The organism is Akkermansiaceae bacterium (genome assembly GCA_017798145.1).
GTDB lineage: Bacteria > Verrucomicrobiota > Verrucomicrobiia > Verrucomicrobiales > Akkermansiaceae > Luteolibacter.
On record CP059069.1, the window covers coordinates 2,369,567 to 2,387,422 of the forward strand.

Consider the following 17,856-nt stretch of genomic DNA (forward strand, 5'->3'; position numbering starts at 1 on the left):
TGCGATTAGATATTCGCGCATTCTCATTCACGAAAAAATTTACGTGAATGAGATTGCATAAGATTCACCAAACATAACCACATGAAAAACAGATACAAGACAGCAATGACAGCGGGCATCCTGGCGGCTTTCGCAGGCCAGGCATATTCGGGAAGCATCATGGAAGTCCCGGTGGCGGCCGGCGATCCGGAATCGGCATTCGAGGGGGTTCGCCGCCCGATATCGAACCCCACCCTGTTCGACCTCGCCCTGCCGACGACGAACATCCACCCGATCTTCATGCACCACAACCTGCCGAGCACGGTGAACACCACGCCGCTCGGCAACCTGCCCATGGGCGGGGATGTTCAGGTCTATGCGCTGCAGTTCGAGTACGCCCTGAGCGAGCGGCTCTCCATCGTCGCAACGAAAGACGGTTTCGTCGATATCAACCCCGGCAACGGCCTGTGGGGCAACGAATCCGGCTTCGCCAATCTCGGAGCGGGCCTGAAGTACGCCTTCATCTACGATCCGGCCAATGAGTTCGTCCTCAGCGGAACAGCCGTTGTCGAATTGCCGACCGGCAACGACGATGTCTTCCAAGGCCAGGGAGAAGGGATGGTGAACCTCATCGTTTCCGCACTGAAAATGTACGACGATCTCCAGCTGGCCGGTGCCGTTGGCGGGCGTTTCGCAGTCAGTGACGACCAGTCGTCCAGTTCCTTCGTCAGCATGCACGCCAGCTACGAGGTCACGCCGTGGTTCATCCCTCTCGTAGAGCTGAACTGGCACCATGTCCTGAGCCCCGGTGATGGTGCCGGTGCATTCAATTCGCAGGCAGGCGGCCTCGTGCCGGTGGTGGCGACCTTTGAGGGCTCCGACCTGCTGAATTTCGGTGCGGCCAACTCCGGCTCAAACCGTGATCTGGTCACCGCCGCGTTCGGTTTCCGCTCGCGCGTCGCCGACGGGGTCGACCTCGGATTCGCCTACGAGATCCCGCTCACTCCCGAGGACGACGGCATCATCGAAGATCGCATCACGCTCGATCTTGTCTGGAGATTCTGATTTTTGTTGTGACGGCGAGTCCCGGGGGGAAGCTTCCTCCCGGGATTTTCCGTGTCCGGATATAGGGCTCCCGGTTTCAGAAAAGCTCCATCTGCTCCGCTTCCGGCAGATCGTGGAAGCGGACGCCGACGCCAAGCAGCCGGCTGGGCTTGCCGCCGGAGCGCGATTCCGCCTCTTCCAGCAGCTCGCGGAAAATCCCGGCGTCCATCTCCCCATGCGCGCGTTCCGCCGTGGTGCGCTGGAAGTCGGAAAACTTCAGTTTCACCACAAGCGACCGCACCTTGCGATCCGCATGCCGGGTTGCGAGCTTCACTTCCAGCTCATCGAGCATGGCCTTCATCTCCCGGCCAAGCGCCGCGAGTCCGTGGAGGTTTTCGGAAAAGGTGTTTTCGATGCTCAGGGATTTCCGCGGGCTGTCTGGGTTAACCGGGCGCTCGTCGCGTCCCCAGCAGCGCTCCCAGAGCTCCGCCCCATAACCGCCAAGCCGCCGAACCCACTCGAATTTGTCCGTGCTGCGGTATCCGTGGCATGTCTCAACACCCATCCCCGAAAGCTTCTCGGCCATCTTGCCGCCGACCCCGGGGATTTTCCGCAGCGGCAATCCGCGCATGAACTCCGCGGCATCCGCCGGTGAAACGGTGAACTGCCCGTCGGGCTTTTTCCAATCGCTGGCGATCTTCGCGATCAGCTTGTTTGGCGCGATCCCGGCGGAGGCGGTCAGCCCCGTTTCCTCCCGGATGAGCTGGCGGATGCGCGAGGCGATGATGGTGCCGGGCTCCGGGTTGTGGCTCACATCCAGATACGCCTCGTCGAGCGAGAGCGGCTCGATGAGGTGGGTGAAACGCGAGAGGATCTCCCGGATCCGGGCACTGTCGCGTTTGTAAACATCGAAGCGCACCGGCACGATGCGCAGCTCCGGGCATTTCTCCAATGCCATGAAAACCGGCATTGCCGAGCGGCATCCGGACTTGCGCGCCTCGTAGTTCGCCGTTGTGAGCACACCGCGCCTGCCGTTCCCGCCGACGCCCAGCGGCTTGCCGCGCAGTGAGGGGTCATCGCGTTCCTCGATGGCCGCGTAGAAGCAATCCATGTCGATATGGATGATCTTCCGGGCACTGGCCGCCACCATGCCGCAAGCTAACGCGCAGACCCCGCGGGGCGCAAGTTCGCCCGCAAGCCATGCCATTCATTTCACCCCATCGCCAGCCCGCGTCCCCCGCGGCATCCCAAAAAAACAAGGATTCTCCTTGACCTGGCCCGCGCCCGAGCCTAAATCCGCCGCCCGTTTCCCAACAAAACACTCCCACCATGGCCAACGCACAAGTCATCCTCAAAGAAAAAATCGAAGGCCTCGGAGCCGAAGCAGACGTCGTGAAAGTCCGCGCCGGATACGCACGCAACTATCTCGTCCCGCAAGGCATGGCCTATGAGGCCACCAAGGCGAACCTCCGCCACGTCGAGGCGCTCAAGTCCGCCCGGGCCCAGCGTGAGGCCGAGGAACTCGTCGTCGCCCAGGAGCTCGCAACCAAGATCGGCAAGCTCAAGCCGTCCTTCACCCTTTCCACCGGCCAGGGCGGCAAGGCCTTCGGATCCGTCACCAGCATCGACATACACAAGGAGCTCGAGGCCGCTGGGATCAGCGTGGACCGCCACACGATCCAGCTCGAAAAACCGATCAAGACATCCGGCAAGACCGTGGTGGAGATCAAGCTCAACCCGCAGGTCAGCGCACAGCTCACAATCACCGTCGATGCCGGCGATGTGGCCGAGGAGGCCTGACTTCCAATCTTCAGCTTTCAGCAAAAAAAAGCCGGTTCCGATTGGAACCGGCTTTTTTGTTGGTTTGCCCGGGGAATTGGAAATTGATTGTTGAAACTCCAACGTCGATCATCGCCGGATGATTCAGGCGCGCAAGATCATGTATCCGGTTTCCCAGCCGCTGCGCCAGTATCTTTATCGCTTCGACCGCCTCCGGGACATCCCACGCGTATATGCGGAGCTGACCCGCTTCACCGGCGCGGTGCCCTATGATGATCCGCAGGGCAGGGAAACCCTCTGGCTGACCGTAATGTACCCTCCCGGGGTGCTCGAAGAGCTCCAGCACCGGCTGATCTGCATCTACAGCGAGCTGAAAATCGGGCGCAACGCCGTCGAGCACGACCACCTCCTTGTGGATCGCATCGACTTCGGCGATTTCGGCAATTCCAAGCCCTTCCGCATCCGAGTCACGAACCTGTTCAACGACAACTCCGACTACTTCTACGTGAAGCAGGCGGATGCCTCCCGCATCTACGGCCTGGAGCTGGAGCACATCCTCTCGCCGAACCGGATCAACTACATGGTGAAGGGCAACACCCTCATCGAGGAGCACATCGCCGGCGTCCCGGGCGATGTGTTCCTGCGCGATTACCTCCCGGACCCGAAGCTCAACAAGGTGCGCATCGCCAAGGAATTCACGAAATTCACCGAGCGCTCCTTCATCCGCCTGCTCGGCGACATGCGCAGCGTGAACTACATCGTCGACATCACCCCGGATTTCGAGGAGGTGCAATACCGCGTCCGCCCCATCGACTTCGACCAGCAGTCCTACGAGGGCAGCGGAAACATCTACCTCGCCTTCCGCTTCAACTCGAACCGCCCCGTAACCCGCCTCGCCTTCGATGTGCTCAACCGCAAATCCATCGACCAATACGTCAATGAGGAGCACTCCCAGATGGCACGGCGGGCGAAAGTGGAATCGACGCGCCTGCGCGCCCTTCTCGGGATCATGCGACGCGAGGAGATCGCCCCGGCGGAACACGTGGAGAGGCTTGCCAAAGACCTCGACCGCATGCACGGCACCAGCGATTTCCGCGACTGCAAGTCCATGGGCGAGCTGACCGCAGAGCACATCTCCCTGATGCTCGGGGTGTGAGGGGCGGCGGCTTAGCTTTTGCCAGGCCCCTCGCAAAAGATCCGCCTCGCGACGAGCCGTATCCCCTCCAGCGTGAGATCCGGGTCAACGGCTCCGATTTCGCCAAGACCCCTGGCCGCGAATGCCGCCCCCCCGCCCGTCGCGACCACTTTCGTCCCCGCAGGCATCCCGGAAAGCATTCCCCGGAGTATCCCCGCCACCATCCCCCGGTGGCCGAAGACCGCCCCGGCCTCCATGGCTTCGACGGTGGTTTTCCCGATCGCGGAGACCGGCTCGCCGGCCTCGATGGACGGCAGCTGGGCGGTGCGTCCGGCCAGGTAGGAAGTCATCGCGGCCATCCCCGGTGCGATCGCACCTCCCAGGAAATCCCCATCCGCGGAAAGCGCGCTGAATGTCACAGCCGTGCCAAAATCCACCGCGATCCCGGGAAACCCGTGCCTCTCGCGCAGCGCCACGGCGTTGGCAAGTCGGTCGCTCCCGATCTGGTCCGGGTGCTCCAGGCAGAACCGGTAACCGAGCGGGCTCTCATGGTTGATGAAATGAACCGGTTTCTCCCCGCCGAAGTGTGAGGCGATCAGCCCGGCCTTCCCCGGAACCACGGAGGCCACCGCCACGGCCTCGAAACCAAGCCCGGCAAGCACCTTGTCCAGCGAGGCTGCACCCAGCTCCGCCGTCGGGAGCACCGCCCGCCAGTCCAGCAATCCCCTGCGGTCGCCAAGGGCGAGCTTGGTGCGGCTGTTCGAATTGTCGATCAGAAGCCAAGCCATGATTTCCCCCAGTCCGCCGATTTGAAAACCGCCTTGCCATCGCTGCCGAGGGAAGGCGGCCCGCTGTTCGTTTTCACCCGCAGCGAGCCATCGTTGGCGCGAAGATCCAGCTTTCCTTCGAGATCCCTCTCCGCCAGCCAGAACTTGAACCAGATATCGGTGAAACCCTTTTCGGGGCTGCCCGCGAAAGTCGTGTCCGCCGGCTCGTGCTCCGTGCCCTCCGCAGTCACCAAACGCACCCGCTTCCGCAGGTCATGTTCCGCATCGCCGCTCCTCTTCAGGTGCACTTCCACCCAGCGGTAGCCCTTGTCGCTGCTGACCTGCGCCGCAACCACCACGAAACGCGCCTTTGGGTCGGGTTCGCTGTCATACTCCGCCGTCCAGATCCGGGCGGCGGCGAATGTCAGCGCGACGATCAGCCCCGCAAGCAATCCCCGTAACATCTGGCGTTTCATCCCGGCCATTCCTAGCCCATACCCCGCCATCGGCAAACGAAAACGGGCGACCCCTCGCAGGAGCCGCCCGTTTTGTGAAAACCCGTTGGGTTGGGATTATGCGTGGCTGTCGGTGTAGGCGGGTGACCCGTGCTCGGCAACGTCGAGACCTTCCGCTTCCTCCTGTGCATCCACTCGGACACCTAGGGTGACCTTGAGGATGATGAAGAGGATCAGCGAGGCGATGAACGCGAAGGCGGAGATCGAAACCGTGCCGACGAGCTGTGTCATGAAGCTGATCTCGCCCCCGTTCAATCCGTCCTGGCCGAAGATGCCGACGGCCAATGTCCCCCACACGCCGCAGACGCCGTGGACGGAAATCGCACCGACAGGATCGTCGATCTTGATTTTGTCAAAGAAGAGCACGGAAACGACAACCAAAGCACCAGCGATGGCTCCCACAAGGACGGAACCCCAAGGGGTGATCGCACCGGCACCGGCCGTGATTCCGACGAGACCGGCAAGCATGCCGTTGAGCCCCATGGAGAGATCAGGCTTTTTGAGAACGATCCACGAAGTGAAGATCGCGGCAAGGCCGCCACCGAATCCGGCCATTGCGGTCGTGACAAACACTCGCGACACTCCCTCTGGGTCGGCGCTCAGGACGGAACCGCCGTTGAAGCCGAACCAACCGAGGAATAGGAGGAACACACCGATTGCAGCAAGCGGAAGGCTATGGGGAAGGATTGGCTTGACGCCATCCTTGGTGTATTTGCCGGCACGTGGGCCGAGGACGATGACAGCTGCGAGTGCAGCGAAGCCTCCGAAGGCATGGACGAGGGAGGAGCCTGCGAAGTCAACGAACTCGCCGCCGAATTTCTCTGCGCCGACGGTGTTGAGCCAGCCACCGATACCCCATTCCCAGGAGCCGGTGATCGGGTAAATGAAGGTCACGAGGAGCGTGGCGTAGATCATGAAGGATCCGAGCTTCACACGCTCGGCAACCGCTCCGGAAACGATGGTTGCAGCAGTAGCGGCAAACATGGCCTGGAAGATGAAGTCGGACCAGATGGTGTAACTGCCGTATTCGCCGGTGACATTCGCTGTGCGGGTCGCGTCGTCCGCGAAGCCGTTCATGAGCGGTCCGCCGACCGCAAAGAAACCGTTCCAGGCCCCGGCGGTGGCGTCCCCCGGATACATCGCGTTGAACCCATAGATCATGTAGCCCAACGCACCGATGCATACGATGAAGACGTTCTTGAACAGGATGTTCACAGTGTTTTTCTTCTGGCACAGGCCGGATTCAACCGTGGAGAATCCGAGGTGCATGATGAAGACCAAGGCGGCGGAGATCAGGATCCACAGGTTGTTGACCGTGAACATGGCTGCGTCCGGGCCGGCCATGAAATCCGCGTAGCCATCCGGCTCGGCTGCTTCCTCGGCCGCCGGGGCATCTGTTGCAGGGGCTGCTGGTTCCGCCACCTCTTCGGTTGGCGCCGGGGCCGCCTCATCCTGACCGTAGCCGGTCGTTGGCATGAGGGGGATTGCGAAGCAAGCCACCGCCGCAAGGGCTAGGGCTCGCAATGTCATTGGATGTCGTCTGGTCATATTGGTCGGGGTTGTCGGATATTGTGTGCCTTGCACGTGGGGATAGTTCGCCAAGTGTGCGGCGAAAGACCCCTAAGCAAGCCGCGTGCCAACCTGGCTGGCTGCTCTTTTTGGAAGTGCCGGCACGCCCCCATCCGTGCTGGAGGCGTTGGACATCGCTGCGCTTCGCCATTCAGGCCGCGCTTTCGGAATGGACGCCCTCACCCGCTTGTTCCCCGCTTTCCATGGAACTCGGTGACCGCCCCTGTCAGGACTAGGGGAGAGCCCTCACGATTTTGAAAAAATATCTTGCAAGAGCCGTCTGCCATCCGGTAGATACCCGCCGTGCGGCAGTGAATAGCTCGCCAAATAATGTTCTGGACAATTCCTTAGCTTTTGTTAAAGAAAGCCCGGCGAATCGCACCGGAAACAAAATCTGGCACGCAAAACGCTACCCACAAAACACCCTTCTCTGGATCCCAACGGTTCAGTCAAGGGCGCTACCAGCAACCGAAACAACAACAACACTATGCAAAACTACTGCAAAACAATTGGCGCCCTGGCCGCTGCCTCCGCCCTCGCGGCTGGCAACGCCTCGGCTGAAATCGAATACGAACTCCACGCCGGATACTCCACCGACTATCTGTTCCGCGGGATTGATCTCGGCAACGACCTCGTCGAAACCGGTCTCAACCTCTCCACCGAATGGAACGGCCTCGACCTGAGCGCCGGTGCTTGGTATGGCGCATTCGAATCGAACAACGATGATTTCTCGGAGCTCGACCTCTACGCCGAGGCCTCCAAGGACTTCGGTTTCCTCACCGCAGCCGTCGGATACATCTCCTACCAGAACATGAACTCGACCTTCCGCGTCGACGATACCCAGGAGCTGTATCTCTCCCTTTCCAAGGAGTTCTTCGGCCTTGACACCTCCCTCACCTATTTCTGGGAGATCGAGGATTCCGGATCCGGCACAGGCGGTTACCTTGAGGCAGCTGTCGGCAAGAGCTTCGAGCTCAGCCCATGCCTCACCCTGAATGCAGGTGCTGCGCTCGCTTACCTCGTTGAGGAAAGCGAATTCGCACACATCACCACCAAGGTTTCCCTTGACTGGGCATTCACCGAGACGGCTACCCTCTCGCCGTACATCGCCGCTTCGTGGGGCCTCACCAACGATCCTCGTTCGGCAGCATACAACAACGTGAACGAAGAATTCGTCGGTGGCACCATGCTCACCGTCAGCTTCTAATCTGAAGTTTACGAGCTAAACAATCCAAGGGCGGTTGCTTCGGCAGCCGCCCTTTTTTCGTTTCGCGCTTGAATGCTGCGCCCATCCCGGAAAACTCCCGCCATGTTCCTCGGGATCGATTCCTCCACCCAATCCGTCAGCGCACTCATCATCGATCCCGCCTCTGGGGCGGTCGTGGCGGAAGGGTCGGTGAACTTCGGCAACGACCTCCCGCAATACGGCGCTCCGAGCGGCTTCATCCCCGGCGGAAAGGGCGGCGAGGTTCACTCCGATCCGCTGATGTGGCTCGATGCGCTCGATCTCCTGTTCTCCAGGCTCTCGGCAAATACCGATCTCTCGGCCGTCCGCATCATCGCAGGCTCCGGCCAACAGCACGGCTCCGTGTATCTCAATGCCGGATTCGGGAAAGCCATCGGCGGTCTCGATCCTTCGCGAGGCCTCGCCGCACAGCTTGCGCCCACACTTTCCCGTCCCACCTCGCCGATCTGGATGGACACCTCCACCGGCGCGGAGTGCTCGGAGATCACCGCCTCCCTTGGCGGGGCTGATGAGGTCTGCGCCCGCTCCGGCTCCATCGCCATCGAGCGCTTCACCGGCCCGCAAATCCGGAAATTTTCCAAGGAACATCCGGAAGGCTATGCGGCGACGCAGGACATCCATCTCGTCAGCTCCTTCATCGCCTCGGTGCTTGCCGGGAAATCGCTGCCCATCGACTACGGCGACGGAGCGGGTATGAACCTGATGAACCTCGCGGAGCTGGCATGGGATGGAAGGCTTCTCGAAGCCACCGCGCCCGGCCTTTCCGCCCGTCTTCTGCCACCAGCCTCCTGTCTCCAGCCCCAAGGCACGGTTTCCGCCTACTTCGTCTCGAAATACGGCATTTCCAGTAGTTGCAAAATCTGTCCGTTCACCGGGGACAACCCGGCATCCCTCGTCGGCATGGGCGCCACCACGGCCGGGCAGGCGGTGATCTCGCTGGGCACCAGCGACACCTTTTTCGCGGCCATGCCGGAGGCGAAGACCGATCCGAACGGATACGGCCATGTCTTCGGGAACCCGGCGGGCGGCTTCATGTCGCTCATCTGCTTCCGCAACGGCTCCCTCGCCCGCGAGGCTCTCCGCGACGGGCTCGGCGTGGACTGGGATGCATTCGAAAAGGATGCGCTCGCCGCCACCTCGGCATCCGCGGGGAAAAACCTCACCCTCCCGTTCTACGGCCCGGAAATCACGCCGCGCTTCGATTTCGCGGAACCGGTTGCCTCATTTGCCGAAGAGCCCACCCCCGCGCTGCGCATACGCTCGCTGCTGGAAGGGCAGTTCCTCAACATGCGCCTGAACTCCTCATGGATGGGCGTCGCCACGGACCGCATCCGCCTCACCGGCGGCGCATCGAAGAACGACGGCATCGCCCAGATCGTCGCCGATGTTTTCCAGGCACCGGTCGAGCGTTTCGAGGTGGCGAATTCCGCCGCGCTCGGTGCCTCCCTGATCGCCGCCACGGCGGGCGGACATGGTCTCGTGGAACTCCAGCACACATTCTGCAAACCATCGCCCGGATCGCTCATCGAGCCGGACACATCTCTCGCAGGGAAATACTCGACCGCGCTCGCGGAATTCGGGAAGCTTCTCCAGCAAACCACCCAAGCCTGAAATAAGAAATGCAATTCAAGGACAAGATCGTCGTCGTCACCGGAGCCGGAAGGGGCATAGGCCAGGAAATCGCCCGCTCCTTCGCAGCCGGGGGCGCCAAGGTCGCACTCATCAGCCGCAGCGAATCGAGCTGCGGCGGCGCGGCGGAGGAAATCAACAAAGCCCACCCCGGATCCTGCACCGCCTACGCGGTCGATGTTTCCTGCCATGATGCCGTGCAGGAAACCGCCAGGAAAATCGGCGAGGAGCTCGGTGCGGTGAACATCCTGGTCAACAACGCGGGCGTCACCCGCGACGGCCTACTGATGCGCATGAAGGAGGAGGACTGGGACACAGTGCTGGACACCAACCTCAAGGGTGCCTTCAACACCGTCAAAGCCTTCATGCGCCCGCTGATGAAAGGGGAGAACTCTCGCATCATCAACATCGCCTCCGTCATCGGCCTCATCGGCAACGCGGGCCAGGCGAACTACTCCGCCAGCAAGGCGGGGCTGATCGGTTTCACCAAGGCAGTCGCCCGCGAGCTGGCCGGCCGCGCCGTCACCTGCAACGCGATCGCCCCCGGCTTCATCACCACCGACATGACCGATGAGCTGCCGGAAAGCGTCAAGGAAGCCGTGATCGGGAAAATCCCGCTCGCCACCTTCGGCACCACCGATGACATCGCCAAAACCGTCACTTTCCTTGCCAGCCCGGACGCCCGCTATATCACCGGCCAGGTGATCGCCGTCGATGGCGGGATGACGATGTAGCCTGCGCGGGGTTGGAAGCCATTCGTGAGATGCTCCGCGTTTGCAGAAACAGATCCTCCCAAATAACCTCTAACAAATAACGAATAGCCAAATGCAACTGATCCTTCTCCGCCACGGCCAGGCCGAGGATTATGCGTCAGATGGCGGCGGCGATTTCTCACGAGTGCTGGTGGATAAGGGCATAGCCCAGGCTCGCAACGCGGCCCGCGTCCTTGCGGCGGCGGATTCCCTGCCGGACATCGTCCTGAGCAGCCCGGTGCTCCGCGCCAAGCAAACCGCCGAGGAATTCACGCAGGCGGCGGGAATTCCGGGGCCGGTGATGCAGAGCTGGCTGTCCTGCGGGATGTCCCCTGGTGCCGCGCTCACGGAGCTGGCCGGCTACACGGACTTCGGGCGCGTCATGATCGTCGGCCACGAGCCGGATTTCTCCCAGTTCGTCCAGCAGGCCCTGGGCTCCGCCGCAGGCACCGTGGAGATCCGCAAGGGTTCCATCACCTGCCTGGGGATCAATCCGCCCTCGCCGCGCGCCACCCTGCATTTTCTCTTCCCTTTCCGGATCGGGAAGCACATGGAGTGAACTTCCCCTTCATTGGGGTTTCGAATTTCGGATATCAGGTTTAAAGTCCCCGCACATGTCATCCACCTTCGGCGAAGTTTTCCGCATCCACACCTACGGCGAATCCCACGGCGGAGGTGTCGGCGTCATCATCGACGGCTGTCCGCCGCGCATTCCCGTTTCCCTGGGAAACATCCAGAGTGAGCTGGATCGCCGCCGCCCCGGCCAATCCGAGATCGTCACCCCGCGCAAGGAGGCAGATACCGCCGAGATTCTCTCCGGCCTTCATGACGGGCAGACCATGGGCACACCCATCAGCATCCTTGTCCGCAACACTGACCAGCGGCCGGGCGCCTACGAGGAAATGGCCGTGAAATACCGTCCATCCCATGCGGACTACACCTACGATGCGAAATACGGCATCCGCGCACCTTCCGGCGGTGGCCGAGCCTCCGCCCGCGAGACGATAGGCCGTGTCGCCGCTGCGGCCGTCGGGAAACAGGTGCTCGCGGCGCTCAGCCCCGGCATCGAGGTCATCGCATGGGTCAGCACGATCCAGCACATCCACGCGAACGTCGATCCCGCGACGATCACCGCCGGGCAAGTGGAGTCGAACATCGTGCGCACCGGGGATCCCAAGGCGGTCGAAACCATGATCAGCCACATCAAGAAGATCCGCTCGGAAGGGAACTCGGTGGGAGGCATCGTCGAGTGCGTCATCCGCAACTGCCCGCCCGGCCTCGGCGAGCCGATCTTCGACAAGCTGGAGGCGGAGCTCGCCAAGGCCATGCTCTCCATCCCGGCCACCAAGGGCTTCGAGATCGGCTCGGGCTTCCAGGGCACCCTCCTGACCGGCAAGGAGCACAACGATCCCTTCGAGATGCGGGACGGGAAGATCCGCACCGCCACGAACCGCTCCGGCGGCGTCCAGGGCGGCATTTCCAACGGCGAGGACATCGTGTTCCGCGTCGCATTCAAGCCCACCGCCACGATCATTTCCGAGCAATCGACCGTCACCGACCAAGGCGAGCCGACCACCCTCATGGGCAAAGGCCGCCACGATGCCTGCGTCCTTCCCCGCGCCGTGCCCATCGTCGAGGCGATGGCCACCCTCGTCCTGACCGACCACCTCCTCCGCCAGCGGGCGATGCGCGGCTGACACTGATTCCGGCGTTTCAGCATTCACCCAATTGGACACCCTACCGGAAATCTCCCTTGGCACGGCCGCCCTGATCATCTTCGCGTGCTGCGCGGGATACATGTTCATCCGGGGCATCGTGCGCACCATCGTCAATGCCGCATGCCTCACGCTGAGCGCATGGGTCGGCTTCCGCGTCTGGCAGCAGGCGCCCGCTCTGGCCATCGACTGGTTCGGGAAACCCTCCGAACTCATCGCCACCGGCCTGCCAATCCTTGCCTTCCTCGCCTCCCTGATGGTGCTGCGCCGCATCATCCGTTTCTTCCGCGCTCCAGTCCCGAAGCTGGCCGAGGAAATCGCTCCGAAATCCCCCGGGCAGCTCGTTTTCCGTCTCCTCGTCACGGTCATTCCCGCCGCACTGCTCTGCCTCACGGCCGCCACCTTCATCCACCACGCCAGCTCGGTCGCGGAAATCCGCAACTCCGCCGAATACGGCACCAGCTCCCCGCCCAGCCCCAGCCTGCCGGAGCGGCTGAAAAATTCCCTCTCCGTCGCCGTGCCGGAGAAGCTGATGGATTGGCTCGATCCGCTCACCACCGAACCGCGCCTCCAGCTTGCGAAAATGATCGCCGCCAGCCCGAACAAACCCCTCGAACCCATCGTCGATCCCGAGACCGGCAGGCCCTACCCCCGAGCCATCATCGTCGATGACCCGGAGCTCGTCTCCCTCGCCCACAAGGGACGCTTCAGCACCCTGCTGCGCCACCCCCTGCTTTCCGAGGCGCTCAAGGATCCGTTGATCCGCCAGGCCCTCGGGCTGGACTAGAAAGCGATCCCCGCCGCAGCAAGGGCGGCATGGATCTTGAAATCCAGGAAGGCGCCCCCGGCTTCCTTTTCCGCGAGGAATGCGCGTAGCCCGGATAGGGGCACGATGTGGACCGTGATGTCCTCGCCGGCTATGCCGCCGCCTTCGCTTTCGGGGTGCAGGCCGGTGGCGTGGAAAAGGTGGGTGATCTCCGGGGTCATGCCGGCCGAGGTCGGCGAGGAAAGCAGGGGCACCACGCTTTCCGCTCGGTAGCCGGTCTCCTCCAGCAGCTCGCGGCGCGCCGTTTCCGAGAGATCCTCGCCCTTGTGCTCCGGCTCGTCGCCCACCAGGCCCGCCGGGATCTCGATGACGCGTTTCCGCACCGGGATGCGGAATTGCTCGATCAGCACCACCTCGTCGCGGTCCGTGACGGCAAGGACGCCAACGCAGGCATCGGAGTTCGGGCGGCGGACATAATCCCAGTGGCCTGTGCGGTAGAGTCCGAGCCATTTCGATTCGTAGAGCGTGATCTCCTCGGGCATGGGGCTTGGATAGACGCGCGGAGGCGCTTTGCAGAGGGAAAATTTCCGGAAAGCATGGCCGCCATGGGAAAGAAAGGTTGGCGGAGGCGGGTATTCCGGCGTATCAAACCGCCCCCGCAGGAAAAGACCTCATGGATCGCCACGACTTCGATATCCCCGTCACCTTCAGGCACCGGGTGATCTTCACCCGGGAGGCCTTCGCAGCGGACAACGCCGCGCTGGCCGACGTCCTTGCGGAAGGCGGCGGCAGGAGGGTTCTGGTTTTTCTGGAAACGGCGGTCGCTGAGTCATGGAAAGGCCTTTCCGAGCAGATCCAGGCCTACTTCGGGAGACTAAACCTCGACTTCCGGGGCGTGAGGATTTTCACCGGCGGGGAAGCCTGCAAGGCGGATGAGGATCTCGTCCACGAGGTCTGGCGTGAGATCGATTCCGGCCACATCGACAGGCACTCCTACGTGCTCGTGATCGGCGGAGGGGCATTCCTCGATGCCGTCGGCTTCGCCGCATCGACCGCCCACCGCGGCGTACGCCTCGTCCGTTTCCCCACCACCACCCTCTCGCAGGACGACAGCGGGGTGGGCGTGAAAAGCGCGATCAACGCCTTCGGAAAAAAGAACTGGGTCGGCTCCTTCGGGGTGCCTTTCGCGGTCGTCAACGATTTCCGTTTCCTCGAAAGCCAGGATCCCGAGGAGAGCCGCGCGGGGCTCATCGAGGCGGTGAAGGTTTCGCTCGTGAAGGACGGGGAATTCTTCGCGTGGATCGAGGCGAACGCCGCCGCCCTCGCAAAACTGGAGCGCGGCCCCTTCGAGGAATGCGTGCGCCGTTCCGCGCTCCTCCATGCCCGCCACATTGCGCTGGGCGGGGATGCCTTCGAGACCGGCTCCAGCCGCCCCCTCGATTTCGGCCACTGGGCCGCGCACAAGCTCGAGGCGCTCACCAAATACCAGCTCTCCCATGCCGAGGCGGTGGCGGTCGGCGTTGCGCTCGACACCGTCTATTCCCGGAAAAAGGGTCTGCTTTCGGAAACGGACGCCAACCGTGTGATCGCCGTGCTTTCTGCGCTCGGCCTCAAGACCTACCACCCTGCGCTCGACTGGACGGACAAGAAAGGGGTGCGCCGCGTGCTTTCCGGGCTTGAGGAATTCCGCGAGCACCTTGGCGGCGAGCTCACCGTCCTGCTCCTCGCCGGCCCCGGCAGCGGGATCGATGTGCATGAGCTCGATATCCCTCTCCTCAACGGGAGCATCGCGGAGCTGCACTCGGCATGGGACGGCGGAAGCGCCTGAGTTGCCACGCTGAATGGGAATCACCGCCAGGCGGCGCGGTGATGAAACATCCTCACCCGTCCGTCTGCGTTGTCACACGCCCTGGCCTGCGGATCGCTTGATATGGCGTGCATGAAAGACATAGGATTCCTTCTCGACATGGACGGCGTGATCTATTCCGGCACGCGCCTCATCCCCGGCGCGGCGAACTTCATCGCGAAGCTCCGCAACCACCGCATCCCCTACCGCTTCCTCACGAACAACTCGCAGCGCGCCCGCCGCGATGTCGCCCTGAAGCTACGCCGCCTCGGCATCGAGGCGGAGCCCGACGATGTCTTCACCTGCGCCATGGCCACCGCCCGTTTCCTCGCCTCCCAAAAGGCCGGCGGCACCGCCTACGTCATCGGCGAGAACGGCCTCGCAAACGCCCTTCACGTCAACGGCTACACCGTCGTCGACGACGATGCGGACTACGTGGTCGTCGGCGAAGGCAGGACACTGACCTTCGAAATGATCGAGCGTGGCGTACGCCTCGTGGAGCGCGGCGCCCGCCTCATAGCCACCAACCTCGACCCGAGCTGCCCGACGGAAAGCGGCATCCGCCCCGGCTGCGGAGCCATCGTCGCCATGATCGAGAAGGCCACCGGCGTGAAAGCCTTCTCCGTCGGCAAGCCCAGCCCGGTGATGATGCGCGCCGCCCGCAAGGAGATGGGGCTCAGCAGCGAGCAGACGGTGATGGTCGGCGACACGATGGAGACGGACATCCTCGGCGCGGTCCAGCTCGGCTACCGCAGCGTGCTCGTCCTCAGCGGCGGCACGAAGCGGGAGGATCTCGGGAAATTCGCCTACCAGCCGGACATCGTCGTCGAGAACATCGGGGAGATCCCCGACGAGTTCCTGTTCGGCGCTGTGCGCCTGGCATGTTAGAGTAAGCTCAGGGTTTCACGAACTCCTCGCGGGAGAGGAATCCGTCGCCGTCCCTGTCGAATTTCTGGAAACGCGGGCGGGCGTCATCGCCGTCGGGCTGGCGGGAGAGGAATTCCCCCATGGTCAGCCTGCCGTCCTTGTTTGCATCGCGGGAATCGAACATCGCGCCGCGATCCTGCTTGGGCTTTTGCCTTGTGGCGGGCTTCCCGCCCTTCGCCCTGAACTGCGGTTTCGCCTCGGGATATCTGGCGAGGATTTCCTTCATCCCCAGAAGCATCTCCGGATTCTTCGCGGCGATGTTTTCCTTTTCCAACGGATCCCTGAGGCAATCGTAAAGCTCATACTCCGCCGTCTCCGGATCGGCTCCGGGGACTTTCCACTCGACCATGCGGTAATTGCCGGTGCGGATCGCGCGACCAAGCCTGCCGCCGCGCGGATAAACGTGAATGGCATGATCCATGGTGCCTGCGGATGGATCGGAAAGGGCTGCGAAAATGTCCGTGCCATCGATGCCAGCGGCGGGTGCAAGTCCCGCCATCGCACAGAGCGTGGGGAAAAGATCCACCGTCTCCACAAACGCATCGCTGCGCTTCCCTTCGCCCTGTTTCGCCCCCGCTTTCGCGATCATCAGCGGGATGCGGGCGGCCTGCTCGTAGTTCGTGTGCTTGCACCACATGCCGTGATCGCCTAGGTGCCAGCCATGATCGCCCCAGAGGACGATGATCGTGTTTCCGGAAAGTCCGCTCGCATCGAGCGCATCGATCACCCGCCCGATCTGTGCATCGACATAGCTGGTGGCGGCGTAGTAACCGTGGATGAGCAGCCGCTGGTAATCATCCGGCAGCACCGTTACGTCCGGCACATCCGAGTATTGCCGCAGCTCACCGCCGAACTGCAGGGCATACGGTGGCGCATCCTTCGGCACCTCCCGGAACTCGGCCAGCGGCATTTCCCCTCTCTCGTAGAGATCCCAATACTTCTTCGGCGCGACGAAGGGCAGATGCGGTTTCATGAAACCGACCGCCAGGAAAAACGCTTCGTCCGGTTTCCCGGCCGCAGCCTTGAGCCGGGCGATCGCCTCATCGGCGATCTTCCCGTCCGCATAGAAATCATCGGCCACCTCCGCGCTTTCGGTGGCGGCTCCCCTTGCTCCGTTTTTGCCCTCTTTCATCGTGGATGTGCTTTCCGGCAGCGCGAACTGGGGCGCCTTTGGTTTCCAGGGTTCCATCGACCACGAGGCCGCGTCCTCGCTGTTGCCGTGGCCGGTGTGCAGGATTTTGCCGAGCGCCTGAGTGCGGTAACCCGCTTTCATGAAAACCTGCGGCATGGTCACCGCATCCGGGGCCACTTTGCGAAAATTCGTCTCCAAATCGTAGATCCCCAGGGTGTCGGGGCGGAGGCCTGTGATGAGCGCGTTGCGGGACGGGGCGCAAACCGCCTGGTTGCAGTAGGCGCGCCCAAAGAGGGTGCTACGCAAGGCGAGGCGGTCGATCTGCGGCGTCTTCGCGATGGTGTCGCCATAGCAGCCGAGCGCGGGCTTGAGGTCATCCACACAGATGAGGAGGACATTTGGTTTTTCCGCCAAGGCGAAAATGGCGGAGCCCAGCAGGATCGCAGCGGCGGGGGTTTTCACGTGGCGCATGGGAGACATGCTGGCATCCCGCCCGGCATCATGCAACAGCCGGGCTAGAATGATCCGGGTGGATCCGGCGCGGGTTCACCCAGCGGCCTGCCTGTCGCGGGATCGATGCCTAGCATCAGCCAAACGTCCTTGATGATGCGGGTCGAGGCTTCGCCGAGGACTTTGTTCTCATGCCCGGTTCCGCTCAGTCCCACATTGATCGATGGCACCTGGCCACCCGCAGGTGTCTTGGCCGTGCCCGCCTCAACGAAAAGGCGCTTGTCCAGCTCCTTGACCGCGGCGTCCTCCGTTGCTTGCCCGAATTTCTCCTGCAATCCGACATCGACCACCACCTGCCGCAGGATCGCATCGGTGCGCAGTTTCTCCGCGATCTGCTCCGCAAGCTTCTTCTGGTCCTCCATGGAGATATCCTCACGAAGGGCGAGCGGAACCCAGATCCTCGAAGGCTTGCCAAGGTGATATTCGCGCCAGGCAAACCTCGCCCCGAAGAACATCATCACTAGACCCACGATCCCGGCGGCCGCCCATAACATCCATCGTTGCATGACTAGCGTTTATGCTGCATCCATCCATCAGCCAAGCCG

At 62.6% G+C, this 17,856-nt stretch carries 18 protein-coding genes; 11 read left to right on the forward strand and 7 right to left on the reverse strand.

The window, feature by feature from the left end; genetic code table 11:
* Positions 1 to 81 precede the first annotated feature (81 nt).
* Positions 82 to 1,044, forward strand: a complete 963-nt coding sequence (locus HZ994_10060; GenBank protein ID QTN32660.1) for a hypothetical protein — start codon at positions 82 to 84, stop codon at positions 1,042 to 1,044.
* A 76-nt stretch (positions 1,045 to 1,120) separates the two neighbouring features.
* On the opposite strand, the gene dinB is transcribed toward HZ994_10060, so the two are convergent.
* The gene (dinB, locus tag HZ994_10065; protein ID QTN32661.1) at positions 1,121 to 2,173 is read right to left on the reverse strand and encodes a DNA polymerase IV; all 1,053 of its coding nucleotides are present in this window, start codon (positions 2,171 to 2,173) and stop codon (positions 1,121 to 1,123) included.
* Between the two features lie 179 nt (positions 2,174 to 2,352).
* On the opposite strand from dinB, the gene HZ994_10070 reads away from it, so the two are divergent.
* Positions 2,353 to 2,823: a 50S ribosomal protein L9 gene (locus tag HZ994_10070; GenBank protein ID QTN32662.1), complete on the forward strand. Its 471-nt coding sequence runs from the start codon at positions 2,353 to 2,355 to the stop codon at positions 2,821 to 2,823.
* A gap of 118 nt (positions 2,824 to 2,941) precedes the next feature.
* A complete protein-coding gene (locus HZ994_10075; protein ID QTN32663.1) occupies positions 2,942 to 3,958 on the forward strand; it encodes a hypothetical protein in 1,017 nt (338 codons plus the stop codon).
* A gap of 11 nt (positions 3,959 to 3,969) precedes the next feature.
* Here HZ994_10075 and HZ994_10080 read toward each other — a convergent pair whose 3' ends face one another.
* From HZ994_10080 to amt, 3 genes are all read right to left on the reverse strand, one after another.
* On the reverse strand, positions 3,970 to 4,725 hold the full coding sequence (locus tag HZ994_10080; GenBank protein ID QTN32664.1) for a type III pantothenate kinase: 756 nt from the start codon (positions 4,723 to 4,725) through the stop codon (positions 3,970 to 3,972).
* Positions 4,710 to 5,180, reverse strand: a complete 471-nt coding sequence (locus tag HZ994_10085) for a hypothetical protein (GenBank protein QTN32665.1) — start codon at positions 5,178 to 5,180, stop codon at positions 4,710 to 4,712. The genes HZ994_10080 and HZ994_10085 overlap by 16 nt, the downstream gene beginning before the upstream one ends.
* Positions 5,181 to 5,276: 96 nt before the next feature.
* Positions 5,277 to 6,695, reverse strand: a complete 1,419-nt coding sequence (amt, locus tag HZ994_10090; protein QTN32666.1) for an ammonium transporter — start codon at positions 6,693 to 6,695, stop codon at positions 5,277 to 5,279.
* Positions 6,696 to 7,275: 580 nt separating this feature from the next.
* Here amt and HZ994_10095 point away from each other — a divergent pair.
* The 6 genes from HZ994_10095 to HZ994_10120 all read left to right on the forward strand — a co-directional run bounded on the left by HZ994_10095 (position 7,276) and on the right by HZ994_10120 (position 12,917).
* Positions 7,276 to 7,995, forward strand: coding sequence for a hypothetical protein (locus HZ994_10095; GenBank protein QTN32667.1), 720 nt, complete (start codon positions 7,276 to 7,278; stop codon positions 7,993 to 7,995).
* Between the two features lie 102 nt (positions 7,996 to 8,097).
* Complete coding sequence (locus HZ994_10100; protein QTN32668.1) at positions 8,098 to 9,645, forward strand: carbohydrate kinase; 1,548 nt, start codon at positions 8,098 to 8,100, stop codon at positions 9,643 to 9,645.
* An 8-nt stretch (positions 9,646 to 9,653) separates the two neighbouring features.
* Positions 9,654 to 10,397 carry a 3-oxoacyl-[acyl-carrier-protein] reductase gene (fabG, locus tag HZ994_10105; GenBank protein QTN32669.1) on the forward strand — a complete coding sequence of 248 codons (744 nt, stop codon included), beginning with the start codon at positions 9,654 to 9,656 and terminating at the stop codon, positions 10,395 to 10,397.
* A gap of 91 nt (positions 10,398 to 10,488) precedes the next feature.
* On the forward strand, positions 10,489 to 10,974 hold the full coding sequence (locus HZ994_10110) for a histidine phosphatase family protein (GenBank protein QTN32670.1): 486 nt from the start codon (positions 10,489 to 10,491) through the stop codon (positions 10,972 to 10,974).
* A 55-nt stretch (positions 10,975 to 11,029) separates the two neighbouring features.
* A complete protein-coding gene (gene aroC, locus HZ994_10115; protein ID QTN32671.1) occupies positions 11,030 to 12,112 on the forward strand; it encodes a chorismate synthase in 1,083 nt (360 codons plus the stop codon).
* Positions 12,113 to 12,143: 31 nt separating this feature from the next.
* The gene (locus HZ994_10120) at positions 12,144 to 12,917 is read left to right on the forward strand and encodes a hypothetical protein (protein ID QTN32672.1); all 774 of its coding nucleotides are present in this window, start codon (positions 12,144 to 12,146) and stop codon (positions 12,915 to 12,917) included.
* Here the strand turns inward: HZ994_10120 and HZ994_10125 are convergent.
* Positions 12,914 to 13,438, reverse strand: coding sequence for an NUDIX hydrolase (locus tag HZ994_10125; GenBank protein QTN32673.1), 525 nt, complete (start codon positions 13,436 to 13,438; stop codon positions 12,914 to 12,916). The two genes, HZ994_10120 and HZ994_10125, sit on opposite strands and share 4 nt — an antisense overlap.
* A 131-nt stretch (positions 13,439 to 13,569) precedes the next feature.
* Here HZ994_10125 and HZ994_10130 point away from each other — a divergent pair, with 131 nt between their 5' ends.
* Positions 13,570 to 14,724, forward strand: a complete 1,155-nt coding sequence (locus tag HZ994_10130; protein QTN32674.1) for a 3-dehydroquinate synthase — start codon at positions 13,570 to 13,572, stop codon at positions 14,722 to 14,724.
* Positions 14,725 to 14,835: 111 nt separating this feature from the next.
* Positions 14,836 to 15,630, forward strand: a complete 795-nt coding sequence (locus HZ994_10135; protein ID QTN32675.1) for an HAD family hydrolase — start codon at positions 14,836 to 14,838, stop codon at positions 15,628 to 15,630.
* Positions 15,631 to 15,637: 7 nt separating this feature from the next.
* On the opposite strand, the gene HZ994_10140 is transcribed toward HZ994_10135, so the two are convergent.
* The gene (locus HZ994_10140) at positions 15,638 to 17,272 is read right to left on the reverse strand and encodes a sulfatase-like hydrolase/transferase (protein QTN34365.1); all 1,635 of its coding nucleotides are present in this window, start codon (positions 17,270 to 17,272) and stop codon (positions 15,638 to 15,640) included.
* Between the two features lie 44 nt (positions 17,273 to 17,316).
* Positions 17,317 to 17,805, reverse strand: a complete 489-nt coding sequence (locus tag HZ994_10145; protein QTN32676.1) for a hypothetical protein — start codon at positions 17,803 to 17,805, stop codon at positions 17,317 to 17,319.
* Between the last annotated feature and the right edge of the window lie 51 nt (positions 17,806 to 17,856).